At 53.5% G+C, this 22,190-nt stretch carries 17 protein-coding genes; 8 read left to right on the forward strand and 9 right to left on the reverse strand.

Annotated elements, in window-relative coordinates; genetic code table 11:
• Positions 1 to 389 precede the first annotated feature (389 nt).
• Entirely contained in the window at positions 390 to 5,213 is a 4,824-nt protein-coding gene (locus OSC10802_RS45490; RefSeq protein ID WP_052334341.1) for a PAS domain S-box protein, read from the forward strand.
• A gap of 141 nt (positions 5,214 to 5,354) precedes the next feature.
• On the opposite strand, the gene OSC10802_RS0129550 is transcribed toward OSC10802_RS45490, so the two are convergent.
• Together OSC10802_RS0129550 and OSC10802_RS42415 are read right to left on the reverse strand one after the other, a co-directional pair.
• The gene (locus OSC10802_RS0129550; protein ID WP_017720393.1) at positions 5,355 to 6,395 is read right to left on the reverse strand and encodes a cysteine hydrolase family protein; all 1,041 of its coding nucleotides are present in this window, start codon (positions 6,393 to 6,395) and stop codon (positions 5,355 to 5,357) included.
• A 131-nt stretch (positions 6,396 to 6,526) separates the two neighbouring features.
• A complete protein-coding gene (locus tag OSC10802_RS42415) occupies positions 6,527 to 6,829 on the reverse strand; it encodes a late competence development ComFB family protein (RefSeq protein ID WP_017720394.1) in 303 nt (100 codons plus the stop codon).
• 1,038 nt (positions 6,830 to 7,867) lie between these two features.
• Between OSC10802_RS42415 and OSC10802_RS0129560 the strand changes: the two genes are divergently transcribed.
• The 4 genes from OSC10802_RS0129560 to OSC10802_RS0129575 all read left to right on the forward strand — a co-directional run bounded on the left by OSC10802_RS0129560 (position 7,868) and on the right by OSC10802_RS0129575 (position 10,892).
• A complete protein-coding gene (locus OSC10802_RS0129560; protein ID WP_026098926.1) occupies positions 7,868 to 8,314 on the forward strand; it encodes a low temperature requirement protein A in 447 nt (148 codons plus the stop codon).
• A 150-nt stretch (positions 8,315 to 8,464) separates the two neighbouring features.
• Complete coding sequence (locus OSC10802_RS0129565; RefSeq protein ID WP_017720395.1) at positions 8,465 to 8,740, forward strand: hypothetical protein; 276 nt, start codon at positions 8,465 to 8,467, stop codon at positions 8,738 to 8,740.
• 308 nt (positions 8,741 to 9,048) lie between these two features.
• Positions 9,049 to 10,476, forward strand: a complete 1,428-nt coding sequence (locus OSC10802_RS0129570; RefSeq protein WP_026098927.1) for a hypothetical protein — start codon at positions 9,049 to 9,051, stop codon at positions 10,474 to 10,476.
• A gap of 89 nt (positions 10,477 to 10,565) precedes the next feature.
• Positions 10,566 to 10,892, forward strand: a complete 327-nt coding sequence (locus tag OSC10802_RS0129575; RefSeq protein WP_044170226.1) for a hypothetical protein — start codon at positions 10,566 to 10,568, stop codon at positions 10,890 to 10,892.
• A gap of 335 nt (positions 10,893 to 11,227) precedes the next feature.
• Here OSC10802_RS0129575 and OSC10802_RS0129580 read toward each other — a convergent pair whose 3' ends face one another.
• A complete protein-coding gene (locus tag OSC10802_RS0129580) occupies positions 11,228 to 11,740 on the reverse strand; it encodes a VOC family protein (RefSeq protein WP_044170227.1) in 513 nt (170 codons plus the stop codon).
• 982 nt (positions 11,741 to 12,722) lie between these two features.
• Between OSC10802_RS0129580 and OSC10802_RS0129585 the strand changes: the two genes are divergently transcribed.
• A complete protein-coding gene (locus tag OSC10802_RS0129585) occupies positions 12,723 to 12,977 on the forward strand; it encodes an RNA-dependent RNA polymerase family protein (protein ID WP_017720399.1) in 255 nt (84 codons plus the stop codon).
• A gap of 387 nt (positions 12,978 to 13,364) precedes the next feature.
• Here the strand turns inward: OSC10802_RS0129585 and OSC10802_RS0129590 are convergent, their stop codons facing one another.
• From OSC10802_RS0129590 to OSC10802_RS0129610, 6 genes are all read right to left on the reverse strand, one after another.
• Positions 13,365 to 14,504, reverse strand: a complete 1,140-nt coding sequence (locus tag OSC10802_RS0129590; protein WP_017720400.1) for a patatin-like phospholipase family protein — start codon at positions 14,502 to 14,504, stop codon at positions 13,365 to 13,367.
• Between the two features lie 287 nt (positions 14,505 to 14,791).
• Positions 14,792 to 17,170, reverse strand: coding sequence for a lipoxygenase family protein (locus OSC10802_RS0129595; RefSeq protein WP_017720401.1), 2,379 nt, complete (start codon positions 17,168 to 17,170; stop codon positions 14,792 to 14,794).
• A 273-nt stretch (positions 17,171 to 17,443) separates the two neighbouring features.
• Entirely contained in the window at positions 17,444 to 18,421 is a 978-nt protein-coding gene (locus OSC10802_RS45495) for a sigma-70 family RNA polymerase sigma factor (RefSeq protein ID WP_017720402.1), read from the reverse strand.
• Between the two features lie 129 nt (positions 18,422 to 18,550).
• Positions 18,551 to 18,697, reverse strand: a complete 147-nt coding sequence (locus tag OSC10802_RS53400) for a hypothetical protein (protein ID WP_198525217.1) — start codon at positions 18,695 to 18,697, stop codon at positions 18,551 to 18,553.
• Between the two features lie 490 nt (positions 18,698 to 19,187).
• On the reverse strand, positions 19,188 to 19,451 hold the full coding sequence (locus OSC10802_RS51510) for a hypothetical protein (protein WP_155968574.1): 264 nt from the start codon (positions 19,449 to 19,451) through the stop codon (positions 19,188 to 19,190).
• A 9-nt stretch (positions 19,452 to 19,460) separates the two neighbouring features.
• Complete coding sequence (locus OSC10802_RS0129610) at positions 19,461 to 20,159, reverse strand: pirin family protein (RefSeq protein ID WP_017720404.1); 699 nt, start codon at positions 20,157 to 20,159, stop codon at positions 19,461 to 19,463.
• A gap of 106 nt (positions 20,160 to 20,265) precedes the next feature.
• Here OSC10802_RS0129610 and OSC10802_RS0129615 point away from each other — a divergent pair, with 106 nt between their 5' ends.
• Positions 20,266 to 20,619, forward strand: a complete 354-nt coding sequence (locus OSC10802_RS0129615; protein ID WP_017720405.1) for a winged helix-turn-helix transcriptional regulator — start codon at positions 20,266 to 20,268, stop codon at positions 20,617 to 20,619.
• The gene (locus OSC10802_RS0129620; RefSeq protein WP_017720406.1) at positions 20,616 to 22,109 is read left to right on the forward strand and encodes a polysaccharide deacetylase family protein; all 1,494 of its coding nucleotides are present in this window, start codon (positions 20,616 to 20,618) and stop codon (positions 22,107 to 22,109) included. Before OSC10802_RS0129615 ends, OSC10802_RS0129620 begins: the two co-directional genes overlap by 4 nt.
• The last annotated feature ends 81 nt before the right edge of the window (positions 22,110 to 22,190 follow it).

The following is a 22,190-nucleotide window of genomic DNA, read 5'->3' on the forward strand; positions in this document are numbered from 1 at the left end:
CGCCCCCGTAAAAGGACGACAATAGCAATGGAAAAAGAGTAAAATTCATAATATATAAACATTAGCAATTAAACGGATATTTCCGCAGCGGGAGCTTTTGTGGGGGGGGTCACGAAGCGTGCCTTTGCGCATCTTTGTGGGAGAGGGGGCATGGGGTGAGGGCTTCTTGTGGGCGTCCCTCAATCATTCTTGCTGCGCGACGCCGTAAGACGCCTGGGTGCTAGCAACCGATAATAAAAATAATAGGATATAGTACAGAGCGCCTAATTTACTCCAGGAAATAAACAGAGTAGCCACCGGCTGGTTTCCATTAAATTTGAGCAGTTCGGCACGCCGCCAACTCTGTGGCTAGCAGTGCGCACATATCCTTATCAGGAGGGTCCCGCAGCGTGGAATACCAAAACATCACCTCTGACAAGCAGTCCGAAGAGCAAGTCCGCACCGCACTCCAAAAACTGACCTTCCATCTGGAAAACACGCCGCTGGCAGTCATAGAGTGGGATGGCGACTTTCGAGTGAAGCTCTGGTACAGAGGATCTGAAAACCTTTTCGGGTGGCGGGCGGACGAAGTAACCGGCTTGCATCCGGATGAGTGGTCATTCGTAGTGCCAGAGGACTGGCCGGCGGTGAGCGAGGCCATCGCCCGGTTGCGCAGCGGGCTAGAACAGCAAAATATTTCGCGGAATCGAAACAGCACGAAAAATGGCGGAGTGATACACTGCCAGTGGCACAACTCAGCGCTGCTAGACGAAACCGGCAATTTAGTGTCAGTGCTGTCCGTAGTTCAGGACGTCACCGACCGGGTGCGAGCACAGGAGGAGCTGCAACAGAGTGACCTAGCACTGAAGTTAGCCCTGCGCGCCGGTCGCACCGGCATCTGGGAGTGGAATATCCTCACCGGCTCCGTCAAGTGGTCTGACAGCCTAGAAGCAGCACACGGCATGGCTCCGGGCACCCACTCAAGGCAAAGTTTTGGCGGCACCTTTGCCGACTTCCTAAACATCATTCATCCGGCAGACCGGGAATTGGTCAGCAGCGCCATCGCCCGCGCCGTTGAGCGGCGAGAGAACTGCGACATCGAATTCCGCATCCTCTGGGCGGACGGCAGCACCCACTGGATAGCGGGAGTAGGACAGATATTTTGCGACGAAACCGGCTCCCCCGCGCGCATGCTCGGTGTGGGGAGCGACATCACGGCCCGCAAGCAAGCTCAAGAGGCCCTGCAAGCCGCCAACGACGAATTAGAAAGACGGGTTGAGGAGCGAACCGCCGAGCTAGCAGCAGCCAACGCCTCTCTAACCGAGCAAATCGCCAAAGCGCAGCTCCTCGATGCAGAGCGCCAGCTCCTGCTCGAACAGCTAGAAAGCGAGCGGGGGCTTTTAGAAGCCGTCTTGCAGCAAATGCCCCTCGGCGTCACCATTGCCGAGGCCCCTTCGGGACGGCTGATTTTCGCCAACCAGCAGACAGAGGCGATCTACCGGCAGGTTAACAGCACCAGCGGAACGCCAGCCAGCATTGAACAGTACAGGGACTGGCCCGCCTACTATCCCGACGGGCGACCGTGCGAACCGGAAAACCTGCCACTGCAGAGCGCCATCAGGACAGGGGAGGCGCTGACCGGCATCGAGCTGAAAATCCAGCGCGGCGACGGCACTTGGGGAATTCTGTCCTTTTGCGCCGCTCCCATTCGCAATCGCGCTGGGGTTCCCGTCGCCGCTGCCGCCGCATTTTACGACATTACAGAGCGCAAGCAGACCGAGGAGCGGCTGCGGCTGCTCGAGTCAGCCGTCGTGAACGCCAATGACGCGATCGTGATTACCGAAGCCGAACCAGTGAGCGAACCCGGTCCGAGAATAATCTACGTCAATGACGCTTTTACCCGCATGACCGGCCACACCCGTCAGGACGTCTTGGGCAAAAGCCCCCGCCTGCTGCAAGGGCCAAAAAGCGACCGCGCCGCACTCGATAAAATCCGGACAGCGCTCAAGCAGTGGCAGCCGGTGCGCGTTGAGCTAATCAACTACCGCAAAGACAGCTCCGAGTTTTGGGTGGAACTGAGCGTCGTGCCGGTGGCTGACTCTGGCGGCTGGCACACCCACTGGGTAGCTGTGCAGCGCGACGTCAGCGAGCGCAAGCAAGCAGAGGAAGCATTGCTCCGCCGCAAGCAGGAATTCAAAGCGCTAGTTGAAAACACACCTGATATAATTATTCGCTGTGACAGACAGCTGCGTTACGTATATGTGAACCCAGCCGTAGAGCGGGCAACAGGAATGCCAAAAGAAGCCCTCACCGGCAAACACTGTCTCGACACCGGCTTTCCAGATGAACTGTGCCGGCTCTGGGAAGAAACCCTGCTCAAAGTATTTCAAACCGGTGCGGAACAGTCCATAGAATTTCAAGCTCCCACCGCCGGCGGACTGCGCACCTACCAATCTCGCGTCGTTCCGGAACTGGACAGTGACGGCGCAATCCAGTACGGCTTGATAGTCAGCCGCGACATAACCGAAATCAAGCGAGCCCAAGAAGAAATTCGGCGAGAGAAAGACTTTTCCGAAAGACTAATTAACAGCAGCTTTGACGGAATTCTCGCGTTTGACCGAGAGTGCCGGTACACCGTCTGGAATCGGGCAATGGAAAGACTTACAGGGATGAGTAAGGCTTCGGTGTTGGGCAAATGCGCTTTCGAGGTTTTCCCCTTTTTGAAAGAAATCGGCGAAGACAAGTATTTCTTTGAAGTTCTCCAAGGAAAACACGCGAACGCTGCGCGAGAAATCAGCAGCGACCGGCCTTACAATATACCTGAGACTGGCCGGCAGGGATTTTTTGAAGCGTACTACTCTCCGCTGCACAGCGATTCAGGTGAAATCGTCGGGGGGCTAGGCATCATTCGCGAGATTTCCCAGAGGAAAAAAGCTGAGGAAGAACGCGCCCAACTCATCCGCGAGCAGGCGATCCGGTCGGCAGCGGAGAAGTCTGAGCGGCGGTTCGCCTTTATTGCGGAGGCTTCCCGGGTGCTGGCTTCCTCCCTGGACTACGAGACGACTCTGTTGAGCTTGGCGCAGCTGGTGGTGCCGGAAATCGCTGACTGGTGTGCCGTTTACGTGGTTGAGAGCGGCGGTCTGTGTCAGGTCGCAGTGGCCGGCACCGGCACAGGTTCAGGGTGCGAGGACAGGCATGGGGGGCAGCGGCATCCTGCCGGCGCGGCAGGGAGCGGCGTGGCCTTTGTGGTGAGCACCGGCACCTCCGAGCTGCACTCCTCGATTCCCGACTGGCTGCTGCAGCAAGTCGCCCGCGACGCGGAACACCTGCGGGAACTGCAGGAGCTGCAATTGAAATCGGCGATGGTTGTGCCGGTCGCCGCTCGCGGAGAAACGCTTGGGGCGATTGCCTTTGTAGCGGCTCAGTCAGGTCGCCAGTACGAAAAGGCGGACCTGGTTTTGGCTGAGGAACTGGCCTGCCGGGCCGGTCTGGCGATAGACAGCGCCCGGGCGCACCGGCAAGCTCAGGAGGCGCGAGAGCTAGCCGAGCGGGCAGCCCACCGCGTTGCCCGCCTGCAGGAGATTACTTCGGCACTGTCGGAGGCTCTCACTGCCGCACAGGTGGCTGAAGTGGCCGTCAGTCAGGGGGTTGCCGCCCTGGGGGCATGTGCCGGCTCGATGGCGCTGCTGGCGGAGGGAGAGTCTGCCCTTGAGGTGGTGCGGGCTGTGGGCTACCCGCAGGAGATTTTGGACTCCTGGCGCAGGTTCTGTGTCAGTTCGCCGGTGCCGCTGGCAGAAGCGGTGCGGACGGGAGAGCCGGTGTTTCTGGAAAGTCTGGAAGTGCTGAGCGCCCGCTACCCGCACCTGGCCCCGCTCCCGACCGTCACCGGCTACCGCGCCTTCGCTAGCATCCCGCTGCTGGTGAAAGGATGTCCGGTGGGGGCAATCGGTCTGTCGTTCAGCGAGAGTCGGGAGTTCAGCTCCGAGGAGCGGGCTCTGGCGCTCGCTCTGGGGCAGCAGTGCGCCGGGGCGATTGTCCGCGCCCGCCTGTACGAAGCGGAGCGGGCGGCGAGGGCGGAAGCTGAGGCGGCAAATCGGATGAAGGATGAGTTTCTGGCGGTGCTCTCCCACGAGCTGCGCTCGCCGCTCAATCCCATGCTGGGCTGGGTGCAGATGCTGCTGGCACGCAAGCTGAGTGAGGAAAAGACAAGGGCAGCCCTGCAAACGATTGAGCGCAACGTGCGGCTGCAGACTCAGCTGATTGACGACCTGCTGGACGTGTCGCGGATCGTTCGGGGCAAGCTGAAGCTGAATCCGCGCTTTGTGGAGCTGGCGGGCTCGATTGAAGCGGCTCTGAATGTGGTGCGCCAAGCTGCGGAGGCTAAGGGGATACAGATCGAGACTGAGCTCGCCCATCGAGCCGGTGTGGTCTGGGCCGATCCGGACCGCCTGCAGCAAGTGGTGTGGAATCTGCTCTCGAATGCGATTAAGTTCACTCCTTCTGGGGGGCGGGTGACTGTCCGCCTCGAAGCTGCCGGTGACTGCGTTCAGCTGCAGGTGAGTGACACCGGCATGGGGATCTCTGAGAGCTTTCTGCCTTTCGTGTTCGACCGCTTCCGCCAAGCGGACAGCTCCACGACTAGAAGCTACGGCGGGCTGGGTCTGGGGCTGGCGATTGTCCGCCACTTGGTGGAGCTGCACGGCGGAACGGTTAGCGCTGCCAGTCCGGGTTTGGGACAGGGGGCGACGTTTGCGGTGAGGCTGCCGGTTGCGGATTGGGGCGTCGGGCGTCGGGCGTCGGGCGTCGGGGATGAGATGCCGGTGCCCTTGGAGAGCGCCATACCGGCAGCCCCACTGTCGGGGTTGCGGATTCTCGTGGTGGATGATGAGGCTGACACGCGGGAGTTTCTCCACGCCGCTCTGGAAAATGGCGGGGGCGCAGTGCAGGCGGTGGCTAGTGCCGTCCTTGCGCTCGAGTCGATTGCCCAGTCTCCCCCAGATGTTTTGGTGAGCGATATCGCTATGCCGGGTGAGGATGGCTATTGGCTGCTCCGCAAGGTGAGGGCTTTGGAGTCGCAGGGCGGGAGGCACATCCCCGCTGTGGCGCTGACGGCGTATGCTAGGGAGTCTGATGTCAGGGATGCCCTGGCGGCTGGTTTTGAGCTGCACTTGCCCAAGCCGGTGGACCCGGCTCAGGTGATTGCTGCCATCTCCAAGCTCGCCGGCAGGACATGAGATGAATTACGGTTAGTTAATTGGCAACTATCATGGAGTAAATCTGATTATCACACAACAAAAGCATCGCTCGCAGAGGATTGGGGTGTCATATAAACAATATGGATGCAAACGGATTTTAGATTAGGAAGCCCGTCTTCGCTAGCGGATGTCTAGCCAGGTATCAATTGGCTCGGCAGACTTCACAATATGCATGCCGGCACCGGCAAAGCGCTCGTAGGCCGCATCCGCTTGCTCCGTAAAGTCTATCACACCCGGAATCACCACAGGCGTTGTGCAATCCTCCAAAAGATAGATTTTTTTCGCTAAGTTGGGGTCTTGCGCGGCAATCTCCGCCAGCAAATCCCCCACGGTCCAGGCAACGCAGTGACTTTTGGCCTGACCGGCAACAATCACAGCGTCAAATTCCAGCAATTTTTCAATGAAACGAGTATTTTTCTGAGCGATTGGGCGTCCGTCGTGACCCTGCAAAACTTCCGGACGCAAAACGGAATAGTTCTCGGTAAGGGGATTGCTGCCTTTCATTTCAAAAAGAGTTGGGCTGTGACGCGCGATATTGTGGAAGAACATCGCCTCCTCAACCGCTGATACGAGGGCGTGACCGATCCCTCCCCGCATAGAGTGATACGGCCAAATTATCAAGGGGTATTTGCCACCGGCACTCAATGTTTTGACGTAGTGCGGGGCGTGTTTTTCCAGCTCAGCGGCATCGAGGCCAATGCTTCCCGCAACATCGGGGTTTACTTTCCAGACGCCACTGAGCAGATCTTCGGGGGTGATAGCGGTGGCGGGGGCGGGGTGTTCGCCGGCACCATTAATCCAGAAGATGGGGTGGAAGATTTGGGCGGCGGTGTGGGTGTCCATTGTGGCGGCAATGGCGGTAATTGCGCCCAGATTGCGATAGATGAATTCGCACAGCCGCTGGCTGTCACCCACAGCGCCGGTGCCGGACCTGCCGGCGACAAACAGTTCAAATTCGGGGATGCAGAAGGTGTTTTGCACGTCAATCGCCAGCAGGCAAATGCGGGTTTGGTCGCTGGATGCCGGTGGGATGCCGTGCTGTTTTGCCCAGTTTTGGGCTTCTCCTGCCCGCTGCTGGTAGGGCACTCGCCAGACTTCTCCCACTTTGCGGGGGTCGAAATGGGGGGGAATGGGCAGCTGTTTGGCTGTTTGGTAGCTCACGGTTTCATTCCTCGACAAAGTTAAGATTATTTGTTATAATATTATAAATAATTTCTCTCTCCATCTCCTTCCGCTCGGGAAGAAGGGGGGTGAGACGCGATAGATCGCGTCTCTACAAGATGCACCCGATCTCATTTGTGTTTCAGGGGAGTTGAAACTTTCAAGGGGTCGCGCCGGACAGCAGCGAAGCCTTGACGCACAGCCTGGATGATTTTAGGCATCAGCTGAGTTTTAGCGCGGTTCTGTAGCTGCTGCCATCCCTCCTCACTGGTGGCGTAGAATGGAGGCAGGCGATTGAGAGCGTAGGCGATCACTTCTGCCGGCTTGATATATGGAACCAGCTGGGACGGCAAACTCTCAAGCTGCCGGTGCACTTCTTCAGCGACTAGGGGTTCGAGGGCGTTGCAGTAGAGTGCCTCGGGTGGTGGTTGCATAGGACACACGGGATGCGGTAAATTTGGTGTTGTCGTTTTGGGGTGGGGCGAACACTCAACATGCCTGCCAGGGGCTAAGAGTCGAGCCTTATCCCTTTCCGGAGACTGAAGGTGCCAGCCCCAACCAAATTCTGTTGAGTCAGGTAATTTTTAGTGGGTAGATGTCCTGAAGTTGGGCGACAGACTGCCCTTTGCGACTGACTTGCACCCTGACTGCAGGCGGAACTGGGGAGGTTTGTAGTTGGGCTTTAGCCCAAAGGTTAGTAGTTGGGCTTTAGCCCAAAGGTTAGTAGTTGGGCTTTAGCCCAAAGGTTAGTAGTTGGGCTTTAGCCCAAAGGTTTGTAGTTGGGCTTTAGCCCAAAGGTTAGTAGTTGGGCTTTAGCCCAAAGGTTAGTAGTTGGGCTTTAGCCCAAAGGTTAGTAGTTGGGCTTTAGCCCAAAGGTTTGTAGTTGGGCTTTAGCCCAAAGGTTAGTAGTTGGGCTTTAGCCCAAAGGTTTGTAGTTGGGCTTTAGCCCAAAGGTTTGTAGTTGGGCTTTAGCCCAAAGGTTTGTAGTTGGGCTTTAGCCCAAAGGTTTGTAGTTGGGCTTTAGCCCTACCGGGTGGGTGGCTTGCACAGATCACGCCCAAGGTGGCAAACATCCCGGTAACAGTCGCGTTGGCTCGGACGGTTACGGGTCTGCCGCTGCCCCTAGATGTGCGGTTGGGGCAGAGGTTCCAGTCTTTTTTATAACATATAGATTGCTTTTTGTCAAGTGCCGGCTGTCGGGGAGCGATGGGAAATTATCCGCTCTCGGTTTGGCTCAAACAGTTAGGGGTTAGGGGTTAGGGGTTAGGTTTTAGAGCTTAGGAGTTAAGGGTTAGGGGTTAGGTTTTAGCAGAAAAGTTGATACTTAACCCAATGCCCCATGCCCAATGCCCCCAGTCCCGCCGCCATGCCCCATGCCCCACGCCCGGTGCCCCTAAACTTTATAATTTTTTCAAAGTCAAGCGATTGTTGCCGCCTGACGAGTTTGGAAGCGAGATGCGGAGATCCACAGGATGACAAAAAGTTTGTGGCAGCCTCCCCGGTTGCGCACTGTGGGAGAGACGGAAGAGGAGCGACGCGCCACTTGGCTGGAACTGTTTTATGACTTGATTTTTGTGGCGGCTGTGTCTCAAGTGGCTCACTATCTCAGCAAGCACGTCTCGGTGTCGGGTTTTTTTGAGTGCGTGCTGCTATTCGTGCCGGTGTGGCGGTCCTGGATTGGGGCAACTTTCTACGCCACCCGCTTCGATACGGACGATTTGGGGCACCGGCTGCTGACATTGCTGCAAATGGTGGCGATTTCGGTGCTGGCGGTGAATGTGCATCACGGTTTAGAAGAGAGTTCAGCCGGCGCAAGCCCTGTCTTACGTTTCCATTTGCGGGATTTTGATTGTCCAGTATCTCCTGGCGGGATATCATATCAAGGCGGCGCGTCCGCTGATATAGCAGTATGCACTTAGGTTAGAACATTAGACCTTCAGGCCCGGCGTTAGCGCAGCGGCGCGTTAGCGCTACGCCTCCCCTACGTCTATATCCCAGTAGTAATATGGGTTAGGACAATAGGAGCAGGAGTGGGGGGGTGCAAAAGAGGCCGAAATGTACGAACCTAAGTGCCTAGTGCTCTAAAGGCGCTGTGCTTGGTTTCTCTGGGAGTCACCCACCCGATCGCTTGCAGCCTCGGACCGGCACGCCGGCGCAAAATCTTGTCCGCCTATCGCATTGCATCTGCGGCGTTTGTTCTGGTTCTGGCGGTTGCTGGGGTGAGCCTGTCGCCGGTGGTGCTGATTGCCTTGGTAGCAGTGGCTTGCGCCCTGCAAGTTGCTCTCGATTTGCTGGGAAGCAGTCAGGCCGGTGCGGAAGCGAAAGCTGAGGCGATTTCCGATTAAACAATTTATATATTTTCGGTTTTGATGTGCCTAGCTCACTCAGTCGAGCCGGGCAAAAATACCGTGTTGCGCATGTTCTGGGAACACAGGACAGTGCTCTGGCGGGCCTGGTGCCGAGAAACTTGTTTGCCGGTTGTGCGAACTGCTATACTACAGATGTAGTAACCAGAGTAGTGGGGGATGGAGCGCGGCAATGATTCGCCGGCGTTGCATTTTCCATAGGCTGAAATTCAACACAGCCGGCTTAACAAGCCTATTGACTTGTGAAGCTGATAGATTAAAAGCAACAAAAAGGGAGGCTTTAACTCGTGTCTTCAGAGATGCAACCTTATCAGCCAGAAAAAATTGTGCCGGATCTCGATCAGTTATCTCAAGGGCTGTCTGACTATCTCATTTTCCTGGATCTGCCTGCGGAATCTGTTCTTGTTAAAATGAAGGAAAGGCGACTGGTCATCAACAACCTGCCAGCTGTCGTAGAAGACCTGACCCCAAGCCAGCGCACGGCTTCTATGTATATTTCAAAGTTCATTGCAGCGTGTGCTGTGGGTCTGTTCGACGCGGCCCTTAATTACCTCTGGAATGAAACCGTTCGCAATCTTCGGGAAAAGGTGGCTCGGTTCGATCTTGAATATTTTTACGACAGTGTAGTTACGGATACGGAACGCCGTAAAAATTTTAAAGATGAGAGCGAACTCAAAGATTTAGATGACTGGGTGCTTGTTAAGGGGTGCCAACAGACAGGAATCATTAGTGAGATCGGGTACAGGCATTTAGAGTACATACGGGATATGCGGAACTACGCCAGTGCTGCGCACCCGAACCATAACGAGCTGACAGGTTTACAGCTTGCTAGCTGGCTTGAAACTTGCATCAAAGAGGTTCTTGGGAAAGAACCAGAGCAGCCTGCGTTCGAAGTGCGCAAGCTCCTGCGAAGCCTGCGGGAGGAGGACTTGTCGAAAGATAATGTTCCAGCTATTGCACAGGCAGTCCAAAAGCTACCCGACGATCTTTCACGGTCACTTTTGCGATCCATGTTTGGTATGTACACAGATCCGAAGCTGGGGGCTAGTACGAGAAACAATATCCAATTAGTAGCGAAAGAGGTGTGGGAAGTCTGCTCTGACGATGCGCGGTATGACGCTGGTCTGAAGTACGAATCGTTTTCGGCAAATGGGGAAGTCTCCAGAGCCAGCTTAGCGCGGGAGTTTCTGGATTTGGTAGATGGCCTTGCGTATCTTTCGCCAGGAAGTCTGGCTGTTGAAATTACTGCGGCTCTCGACGATCTGCTGGAGTCACATAACGGCTGGGACAACTTTTACAACGAGCTGTCACCGGCACGTCGGGTCCGCGCACTTGTTCCAGACAGCGGGGATGTTCCAGACAGTGTGGTGAAAAAGTATGTCAGGGTATTAACGATGTGCCGGATGGGAAACCCCTACGGCGTATCCCGTTTCGCAGAGCCGATTTATGAAGATCTGATAAGCCGGTGGCAAGACAAGCACATTACTATCTTTGTCAGCCTGGTAAAGGACACTGATGTGGGCTCCCGCTTGCAGCATACCTCCTGCGCCAAGAATTACCAGATCCTCGCCAAACAACTTGGAGAGCGGGCTATTAATATCAACTTGAAGGCAGCCCTAGATTTTATCACTAATTTCCCTCCCGATAAGTTGGCAAATGTTAAGCTGGACTCTCGTTTCCAACAAATGCTGAGGACTTTGGGGATACAGCGATGAACTTGGGTTCTTAGGTTATGGGATGGGCATTGCCCATCCTGCCTAACCACGTACAGATTGGCAATAAGCTAGTAGACTTATGAAAAAACTTGAACTCGCCGAAGCAACAGCATCACTGGCACGTGCGGGATATGGGTCAGGAACCCTTGATTCTCAGCGTTGACGGTCAACCTGTGGCAGCACTGATGCCGGTTGGAAATGCCGATAAAGAGACAGTCAGCCTCTGCATGAACCCTGAATTTATCGCCATCTTGCAAGAATCAAGGGCTTCCTTGAAAGCAGAAGGGGGAATTCCGCGCTTAAGAAGTCAAGCGGCGTTTGGGACTGGGTTAGGTAAAGTGCCGGCGGATTTCCAGAAAGCGCCAAGAATGCCGGTTCCGAAACATGCCGGCATGAAGTTTGTAGTTGGGCTTTAGCCCAAAAGTTTGTAGTTGGGCTTTAGCCCAAAAGTTTGTAGTTGGGCTTTAGCCCAAAAGTTTGTAGTTGGGCTTTAGCCCAAAGGTTTGTAGTTGGGCTTTAGCCCAAAAGTTTGTAGTTGGGCTTTAGCCCAAAGGTTTGTAGTTGGGCTAAAGCCCAAAGGTTTGTAGTTGGGCTTTAGCCCAAAAGTTTGTAGTTGGGCTTTAGCCCAAAAGTTTGTAGTTGGGCTTTAGCCCTACCGGCAAATGGCAGGACGCCACTGGCACAGGCGCGACGCCTGTTGCTAGGCTACTTTCTCCCCTTTCGCTCCCACCGGCTTTTCCGAAAAAAACGTTTAACTGTGCGAACTAGATGCGCCAGGAATTCCTGGATCTCCGCGCCCGCTACCGTACCGCGACAGCTCCAGGGGCAGATTCAGCGGTGCCACAATCGCTTTACGCTCAAACTCACCCCACTTTTCGCGGGGAACTCGCCAGAGAATTTCAAACTCCAGTCCGTCCGGATCTTTTGCATAAACCGATTTGCTCGCACCGTGGTCGCTGGCACCAGTGAAGCTGCCAAGCTGTTTGAGAGTTTCTGCAGCTTTCGCCAAATCTTCAATGGTCTTTACTTCCCACGCCAAATGGTAAAGACCGACTGCTCTTGGTGGTGGGGAGGGCGCGTCATCCCCCAGCGCCAGCAACCCCAAATCGTGGTGGTTGCTGGAACCTGCAGCTCGCAGAAATGCCATCCTCCCTTGCATGAGAGCGACTTCCTCGAAGCCAAAAACAGATTTGTAAAATTGAATCGAGCGCTCTAGGGAGCGCACGTAAAGCACTGCATGATTGAGGGCAGTAACAGGTATCATGATATTATCCTCCCCAGACTAGAATATCACATCGCGTCATCTAACTTTTATAAGCCAGCCTTTAGAGGTCTGTTATCAAGAAAACGTGAAGTCCCGAGAAATCGGCTTTCTTGTGGTGTGCCGGCGGTCAGTAGGGGCGGGTTTGCTGAGATCCGGCGCTTCGCCATTTTGGGTGAGCCGGCCCCCACAACTGCAGCAAGATTCCCGGTTTCTGGCCCTCTCGCTGTCTAAACAGTGATTTTATAAACCGGCACATAGCGTGCGCCACCGGCACAGAGGGGGTTGCGGTAGGTGCCCGCACGTTATGTGCCGGTCAGGGGAAAGCAGGTTTTCCCCAATGGCGGGATTCTGGGGCATTCCCAGCATTTTGGCAATAGTCCCGCAAAGATAACTTTTAGTATAGCGCGAGCCGGTGTAATTTTATACTTGTACAGACAGGCGCAGCGCACGCTGGCGGTACAGCTGCAGTACAATATATTGCGCTTGTGCTGCAATCGCTCTAAAGCCGGCCTACGGTTGACTTAAGATTTTCTTAAGGTAAAGTGGCCGAAAGTTGGCCAAAAATCGCTTTTTAGGTACGGGAATCCCTACCGGCACCCCACCTCAAAAGCTCGTTTCCGAGTAAATAATTGCGACTTTTGTTCCGGTGCCACCGGCAGCACCGGCACGGGGCGAGATGTTCTGGTAAAATGGCTAAAAGCTATTGCTGGTGGTGGAAAGCGGGTTTTGCTTGTGGGCGGGATTCAGGGGCTGAGGTGGGTTTTTGCAGATAAAGCCCCACTGTACAATTTTTAAAATATCACAAGCCGGTGCTATTTTATACTCGTTGGTACATAAGCAGTATATTGTGCTGCGCTATCGCAGTACAGTGTGATGAGGTTGTGCTTTGGGCAGCTGTTTGGGCGGGGATGGATGTGCCGGTGGGACAACTAAGCAATTATCCAAGAGGGGATATCCCTGGGATGTCCCCTGTCTCCCACGCATGGGTGCTTTGTTCCTGTTGCCGCCAGAAGATAAGATGGCTGAAATGGGCTGCTTTTATGTTTGCTATATGGAGGACTTGGTGGTGCTGGCGCAGACGCGCTGGGCGCTGCGGCGGGCGATAAAGGCTACCAACCAGGTGTTAGATCAGTTAAACGTGGGAAAGCACCCGGACAAAACTTTTGTCGGGTGGGTATCGCGGGGGTTCGACTTTTTCGGCGGTGAGAGCCACCGGGGTTGGGGGTGGCGCGAGTGAGAGTGGAACGGTTTGCCCTTGCGGATTTCCCGGCTTTACGAGTGTCGGTGCCGGCGAGTCGCATTACGGATATCGCAAGGCCGGTGGTTGAGATGGGCGAGGAGTAGTGTGTCGAGGGTTGATATCATGTCCGCTCGCATCTGTTGTGTGTGGAAAGGTTTGTAGGGGCGGGTTCACTAGCAATGTATCGGGAAAGCCGAGAATATTTCTAAACCCGCCCCCACACAAAGGGAAGCATATCAACGCTCCCGCTCCCATCTGCAATACCACAACAGTTCCACCGGACATGATATGAATTAAAGAAGGGGTTGATCTCTCTCCACTTTTTGAAAGTTGTGTCAATTTCAAGAAAGATAAAGAGGCGATCGCCTGCCCATCCTTGAAGGCTTAATCAGGATGGGCGTCGATAAATTGTTGAATGGCATCTAAAACTGGAACATCCTTTGATTTCTTATAATAGACTTGGCCGCATTGAAGATAGCATTCAGCCGCCTCCATCAGGTCTTGACAATTCTCCGGATTGTCGATCTCTTCGCTGACTTCTTTTTTCAAATTTTTCACTTCGGCAATGTATTTGTTATAGGGCTTGTCTAGCAATGGCCGCAAGCGTTTGTCTTGTCGTTCTCCTTTCAATCGCTCGTTTAGATCGAAATCCAAACGCAGATAACTGCTCCCCACACTTTCCATAATTTGGTTACAGATATCTCCTGAATTTTTCGCAGAAGGATTCAGGAACATATCGGCTAGATGCTGAGCCCAGCCCAGCTGTCCCCAGCCGCATATCTCTTTATAGCTGTAGGGACGAGTAGTCTTGCCAGTTCCAATGGATAGAACAGCAAGATTATTCAAATCTAATCCGTTCTGTTCTTCGATAAATAAGGCATGGGCTATCGCGACTAACGATGGGTTATTAGCCGACACACCCCCATCGATATGAGGGAGACTTTGCTCCGCGTTATAGGGGAGTTCATAAGGGGGAAAATATGTGGGTGCTGACGATGAAGCGGTGCATATTTTCCATAAATCGATATTGTCATACCATGCTCCTGCATCGGCAGGGTTATTGGCAAACCACGTTGTGTTTCGGGAATAAACGTCATAAGCAAGAATCAGAATATAGGGTTTAGTTATCTCGCAAATTTTTGGAGATCCTAACTCCGGGTGAATCAATTGTTTCTGCAATATTGTAGCCAAACCCTGCTCTCCCTTTGCGTGGGGGTATAACAGATGGCTTCCCATCGCTTGCTCAATAAGCCCAATTGGCCATTTTCGCTGCTGGCGTACCGAGTCTAGGAAGATATTTTTTCCCTGTTTTAGGTAGATATCAATCATTTGCTGGGCGTCCATCTGACAGGCAATCCCAGCCGCCAGAATTGAGCCAGTGGATGTGCCAGCAATCAAGTCGAAATATTCATGCAGTTTCTTCCCTGTCTTTTCTTTCAGTGTCGTTTCTACCTGCTTGAGAATTGTAGCCGATAAAACTCCACGGATGCCGCCGCCATCTAGAGTGAGAATTTTGAAAGTCATGGTACTCCCTGCCAAGTGAATTTTTAAGTTTGCCTAACCTTTAGTTGGGATTTGGATTAGAACGAAATCCGACTGTCTATTTTTCGCCCTTACATCTTCTTTAAGACGATCGCCGAGGTCATTGGGTTTTCAGCGATTTTTAAGTTCGTACTTATTTCAGGATTCTGTTTTTTGCTGCAATAGACCGGACTATTGCTTCTCACTGATGCTTCTGTTGCACAGAGAATGGGCGTAGGGCGGGCATGGCCAGCCCTACTGCTAGAACTGAGAATTAGCGGAAAAGAACCTCAAGTATCAATGCTGGAGGCAATTTGCTTGGGCGACAGGTATGGATAGGGAATCTTACCCTCCTGTTCCAGCTTTTTGTTCCGTTCCTCAATCTCCGCTGCTATATCATTGAGTTTGCCTATAAAAGCAGCGTGGATTTCGGGGAACAAATGATTTTCAGGCAAATCTGACAGTGGATGCAGAGATGGGGTGGAAAGAAGGTTGGAGAAAAAGACCTGGAAGTGGCCATCAGGAAAGTTCGCCAATGCGCTCAAAATGTATTCAAGAGTGATATCCCCTTCAGTTTCAGGCACACCCTTGAACAGGACGTTAGGTCGGTTTGGCACATACCCCAGGTATTGGTACTGGGAGAAGTTGATTGCCGAATGGTGGGCGCTGGCTAGAAAGATAATGTTTGTCAGGCTGTTTACCAGCAAATCCCGCGTTTCAATTTTAGCAGGAAAGCCTGGAACGGCTGCCCGTTCGGGATCGGCAGTTTCCGCTGCCCAATCTTGTATAGCTTTATCTGCTGCTACGGCGGCATCGTCTTTGTACACAGCCGCTACCACATTGCCAACGTACTCAGTCAGTGCATTCCAAATCTTGTAACCATCCTCTCGGAAGAAGAAGTCTTCTACCCCATCCGAACCCTGCTCGTCAAATCCCCGCGCCAACAGCTGTTGCGGGAAGCTCATACCAAAAAAGTCCCACTTCTTCCATGCCTTCCAGAATAACTGCAATCCCCCAGCTGTACCGGTGGCAAACGTTTTGTCAGTAAAGGGCACTTCTTTAGCAATCAAAGTCTGACGAGCTAGGTAGTTTATGCCGATAGTTTCTTGCAAGTGTGGCTTCAGCAGGATACCTATGGGGTGATCCTTGGGGAAAGCGTTGTGATGGCTAATAACAAAAGGTTCCACAACCAGGTGTGTCATGCCCAAGTGGACGACAAATTGGTGAAGTTGGTCGTCAGCACAGGCTGTGTGAATCTTCGCCAGCAGATACTTGTTGGGATAGGGCGAGTTGGGGGTGTAAACCTCATTCTTGCGGTCTTTGTGGCGAGTTAACTGGATGCCAACCATGTTAAGCCGCGACTTGCCACCATCGAGCAGTTCTCGGTATACCAACAGGTAGGGGGCGTAGAACACCTTACCGTCAAGTTGAGGAATGTCCTCTAGATCCCCGTAATCCACCATGAACAGCCGGTTTTCAGCGATTAGCTCCTGAATAGATTTGCCCTGAGCGGTCAGATTGAGCATCTCCTGCGGGATGGCGGATGCGTCTGTACAGAGGGTAATGTACATGGGATTGACCCCTTGAATCAGTTGGCGGCAGAATTCAACATCATCCTTCCAAATCTGGGGAATCTGCACCGGCGAAGGAATCCACTTGGCATAGTAAGCTGTCCAAGGATCGCCACCATCCTGCACAATCTTCTCTAGCTGTTGACGCAATCCTACTTCAGAGTAAACATACTCAGCCATCCGCTTTGCAAATAATCCCAGCTTCTCAGGCGGCAATGCCTGACCTGAGGGCAGACCTTTTACCATGTGCGGAAAATCTTCCAGGGGTAGGTCGGGTGAATCTTTGCGGCGCGGATACTTTTGATATTCATACTTTTGATCGCCACCCAGTGCCTGCTGCTGCGTCACTAGCACGACTTGATTTTTAATATCTTCCAGCACCTGCAGCAGGACAGGAAGCCCTTCTTTTAGCTTCTGCTGCATCTTTTGAGTGGCAGATAGTTTTTCCTCAGCTTCGAGTTCTAGCAGCAAGGAGACAACAATCTCTCCATGCTCCACACCTTGTAGCTTTAGCTGTTTGCGTATTTTCTCCCCTGATTTCAATTCTTGCAGATTCACCTCTGCATGACCCATAAAATCATCTCGACCGAGGTTGGCATCCCAGACACTTAACCGCAGTTTACCCGCAGGGTTCACTACATCAAAGGTGAAATTTTGATCCCACAAGGGGTTAAGAGTATTAAACCGAGCTTTCGATTTTTGTGGCTTGCTGTCGTCAAGATCGATGACAGCATAGGGATCGGGCGAAAACAAGCTGGGTCGGATCAGATTGCTCCCGCTGCTCAGTTCAACTTCTAACTTGCCAAAACTGGGATTAAAATGAGCGTCAAGGAAGGCGATCGCTTCCTTATAAGCTTTCTCCTGAGCGATGACAATTTGTCCAGCAAACACCTGACCGACATCTAGTTCGGCTGACCAATGAACAATAGTTTCCGTCTGGCTCTTGGCAGACATTTCCACCGTGGTCATGATGCTCTTGAGGTTGAGTGCGCTTGGCTTTGCTTCCACCAGCGAATACTTTAGCACGTGGTTCTGGTCATCGGGCAGTTCAAGACGCTCTTTGTATTCGCGTCCCGCCTTAGTTTTAAACGAGCGCACAGCCCCAACCTCATCTTTCCCAGGGGATCTAGGTGCAGGTATTCATAAATGTGCCACCATTTTAAGTTTTCTGCACCAAAAGCCCTAAATAGATCCCATACCTTGTTAATGGGTGATCTCACAATACCTGTCACATTTGCACCGCTGCTCATGAAATTTTTCCTTCTTACTAGATAACGGATGGTAGACTGGTTAGATCGCTCTTATCGACGGGGAGAGTAATTGCGAACTGAGCCCTCTGGGCTCTCGCCTCTTGCCCCTCACCTCTAGCCTCTAATTCTTGGTGTTGAACTTCGATTTAAACCATTCAAATCGAGCTTTGAATATCTGTTCAATCTCGGCTGGAACTTGCTGGCGATCTTTCCCTCCCACAGGGATAAACACGCTGTCATAGTTCACCTTGGTGACTCCAGGACTCACTTCGGAGAGCTTAACTGTTCCCCTGTAGAGGCTGACAGGTAGGGTGCTCTTAGTCACCTCATAAACCAAGATTCGCTCAGCATCGTCAGCGCACACGAGTTGTTCTTCTAGGGTGTGGTTGGGGAAAATAACCTGTCTCCCTGCTACAGGCACCATCCTCAGTTCAACTCCCCCATTCCCCTGGGACTTTTCCTCGATTGCAGACTCCGTTGCTGCCAAGGGAACCGGTGAATCCGTCCCAGGAGCATCGTCGTCGATAAAATATGCCTTCAACTCCTCTCGCAGAATCTTTCGCGCCTGGGAGATGCGCTTGCAGACCTTCTGGTAAGAAATCCCTTGCTTTTGGGCAATCTCAAGATGAGACAGATCCTTATAATAGTGGGGGATAAACGTCTCGCGCAGACGGGGAGGTAAATTCTCTATGGCGCGGCGAATCACAATCTTTTTCTCGTCCGCCTCCAAAGCGCTTTCTGGCGTCTCGTCCGGGGAAACCAGTTCTTCTCCCTCGCTAGAGGCGTACACTTCTATATTCTCAACTCTATTCGCGCCGCGAGCGCGTTCGCGATGAATGTCCACGCACAGATTTTTTGTCAGGCTGGTCAGCCATGCCTTAAAATTAGTTATTTCCACCGCCGCATACTTTTGCACCTTTTCCCCAGCCTTCAGCATCGCCCGTGACAGCGCATCTTCGGCGTCGGTTGGGTTGCCCATCCACTTAATGCAGCAACGATAAAGATAATCTCGATATTGCTGCCAGTGCTGCCAAAATATTTTGGCCAGTTCTGACCGGCGAGCGCGGCGCTCTGTTTGCGTTGATGCCAGAGAATTCAAGCTGATACTCCTTTACCTGGGTATGGCGTGAACCTGCAGACAGAGGAAACACTTGGGTTTTGGTCTGATTAAGAACAACTGCCCTCTATCTTTCGACATACCTACTCTATTCCTTCCGACAGGTGCCCGTCAAAAGGTTTCCACCTTTTTTTTGTAAATTAATCTTAAATCCGTGTAACAAACTGTAAAGAAGTAAGGCAGATTGGCAAACAATGCCGTCTGTGGCCACCGGCGCGTGCGCGTCACCTCTTCAGCCGCTGCGGTGTCGATTGGCATCACCGGCACCTATAGCCGCGAGGTATTGGCCCTAATATCCGTTTAAAGATAGCCTGTAAAAATGCCCCGTCAAGCTATCTGTTCTGGAAAACCTGGTTTCATCGTTCTGGGAGCTTTCGGGGGCGAGCGCCGAAAAAGGCGTAAAAACGGGAGTTCCAGCGATTGTACCCGGCGCGGGTAGGGCTATTACCGGCATTCAAACAACGCAGGACCGGCGTTTCGCCTGTCCTTGCAATAGGGTATGCCCCAACCGGCTTTCTTAGGAGCGGGTAGCAACGCTCGCCACAAGCGATAGACTAGCATCAGGTGCGCGGCGGCGAGGATGAATTGGCCGTCGCCCCCATGAGCAGGAGCACAGCCGGCGAGAGCGTTTTCAGGCCTTGTTGGGGCACAGCTTTACATTAACATCATAGAACAGGGATTTTCTTTAAGAAATCTTTGCCAAACAGGGTTGACAGAAGCCAAAAAATATGTGTGGGATACTAATTAATCAGGAAGCCGATGTAAACCTCTTATAAGACAGATGTAAAAGGGCCGGTTCGCGGCGGTGAATACTGGTAGAGATGCCGGTGCGACTGATTGGGCAAAATTCGCCGGCATACAAAAGTGGGATGCTCCCGATGGCAGGAGCGGGTTCATTCCAGATGTTTGCTGGTAATAAAAGCATGTCTGTAAACCCGCCCCCGCCAGATGGGAAGAGTACGGTGCCGGTGCCGGGAAGGGTGCCGGTGCCGTACTCTCGCGCGTTCCGCACCCTACTTTTTTACGCCAAATCAAACAGCAGGACCTCTGCGGTGTCTTTGGCCTCCACCGCCAGCCGGCTTTCCTCGCTAATTGCCGCCCCGTCACCGGCTTTCAGAACCGCGCCGTTGAGCGCAATTTCCCCCCGCGCCACTTGCACCCACGCATGCCGGTCGGGGCGGAGAGCCCGCACAGCCCGCTCTCCCGCACTGAGCACGGTGGCGTACAGATCCATATCTTGATGGACCGTCACCGAGCCATCCCTGCCGTCGCGAGAAGCAATCAGCCGGAAAACGCCGCGCTTTGACTCTGCGGAATACATTTTTTGCTCGTAACTGGGGGGCAGCCCTTTTTCTGCCGGCAGAATCCAGATTTGCAGGAGATGCACCGGCTCCGAGGGGGAGGGGTTATACTCGCTGTGGGTGATGCCGGTGCCGGCACTCATCCGCTGCACGTCACCGGGACGAATAATAGAACCGTTCCCCAGACTGTCTTTGTGCTCCAGCGCCCCATCCAGCACATAAGAGATGATTTCCATATCCCTGTGCGGGTGGGTGCCAAAACCCATGCCGGCTTGCACCCAATCTTCATTAATCACCCGCAAATCCCGAAATCCCATGTGCGCGGGGTCATAATAGTTGGCGAAAGAAAAAGTGTGATAGGTGTTCAGCCAGCCATGATTGGCGTGTCCGCGTTCTTCGGCTTTGCGTACCGTAATCATCGTCTTCTCTCCTTGAGAGCCGGTTGCTACTATTCAAACTTTAGAACAGGTAAGGCTAAAATGAAAAGTATGCACTTAAAAGTAAGATACTTACCAAAAAGATACTATGTCAGCCAAAACGGAAAGCCACACCCGACTCAGCTGTGCGGTGGAAACCACGCTGCGGGTGATTGGCGGGCGCTGGAAGGTGCTAATATTGAGAGAGCTGTTCGGGGGCGTGAAGCGGTTTGGCGAACTGCACAGGGCGCTGAGCGGAATCACCCAGAAGATGCTCACCCAGCAGCTGAGGGAGATGGAGGAAGATGGACTGATTCACCGGCACGTCTACTTGCAAGTCCCGCCCAAGGTGGAATACTCCCTGACACCGCTGGGGGAAACGCTCAAACCCATTCTTGACGCCATGCACGAGTGGGGCGTCAGGTATCACAGCGAACAGCTATCCTCTAATAACTCTGTATGATATCCTCAACTCAACTCCCTAACCTGCCGGTTTTGCCGGAAATCCCTGACGGACTTCCCAATATTTGCGGGTGGGAAAAACAGGTGGCTTCTGTAACGCAAAACAGCGACCCCGTATTCTTGCACAAAACGAATATTCGCTTAGAAGATATAACTGCCGGTTTTGCCATCGCCCTGCACATGCACCAGCCGACTATTCCCGCTGGACACAACGGCGAACTAATTAGCAACCTCCAGTACATGTTGGAACGGGGAAGCGACGAACATAAATACAATGCCGGTGTGTTTGCCTGGTGCTACAGCCGCATAGCAGAGTTCATTCCCGAACTTGTCGCCACCGGCTGCAATCCCCGCGTCATGCTGGATTATTCCGGCAATCTCCTCTGGGGGTTGCGGCAAATGGGGCGCGGAGATATCCTGGAAAACCTCAAGCGCATCACCTGCGATCCAGCTTACCAGCCTTATGTCGAGTGGTTGGGGACGATGTGGAGCCACGCCGTTGTTCCCTCGACCCCTATTCCCGATATTAAACTGCACATTCAAGCTTGGCAACACCACTTTGCGGCAATTTTTGGCTGGGAAGCGCTGGCTCGCGTCAAGGGGTTTTCTCCCCCAGAAATGCACCTCCCCAATCACCCCGACACCCTGTTTGAATTTGTCAAAGCCCTCAAAGAGTGTGGCTACCGCTGGCTGCTGGTTCAAGAGCATTCTGTGGGAACCCTCACCGGCGAACCCCTCGGATACAAACACTTGCCCCACCGGCTCGTCGCCCGCAATTCCCACGGGGAAACTGCCAGCATCACCGCCCTGATTAAAACCCAGGGTTCCGACACCAAACTGGTGGCTCAGATGCAGCCTTACTACGAGGCGAAAACCCTGTGCCGGCAGCAGTTGGGTGCGGTTTCCGTCCCCCCATTAGTGACCCAAATTGGGGATGGGGAAAATGGCGGCGTGATGATGAATGAGTTTCCCAGCGGCTTCAAACAAGCTTGGCATGAAGTGGCGCGTCAGGGCGGGGGGAAATCCGGCACTGTCGGGCTCACCGGCACGGAATACCTGGAACTGATTGAAGCTGCCGGAAGTATACCAGATGAGTATCCCGCTTGTCAACCTATCGGGCAGCACAAAATCTGGGAGCGAGTTGCGCCTGATAATTGCACGCCAGAAACGGTAGATAATGCCATTCAAGAATTGCAGCGGGAAAACCCAAATTTTCATGTCGATGGGGCGTCTTGGACAAATCATCTCAGTTGGGTGAAGGGATACGAAAATGTTTTGACTCCCATGAATGAGCTGAGCGCTCTGTTCCACCAAACATTCGATTCCTTGGTGGAGTCAGACGAAAGCATTACCGGGGAATCGCGCTACCGGCAGGCGCTGCTGCACAACCTGTTGCTGCAAACCAGCTGTTTCCGCTACTGGGGGCAGGGGGTTTGGACTGACTGGGCGCGGGAGATATACCAGCGAGGTGCCGGTAGTCTGCGCATGTAGGCTGCGTTCCGCTTGAACACGCACCCCAGGATGGGGAATCAACGATGCGGAACGCACCCCACCTCTTTTTCCGAGGCGCGA

It is taken from the genome of Kamptonema formosum PCC 10802 (assembly GCF_000332335.1).
In the GTDB taxonomy this organism is placed as follows: Bacteria; Cyanobacteriota; Cyanobacteriia; order Cyanobacteriales; family Oscillatoriaceae; genus Oscillatoria.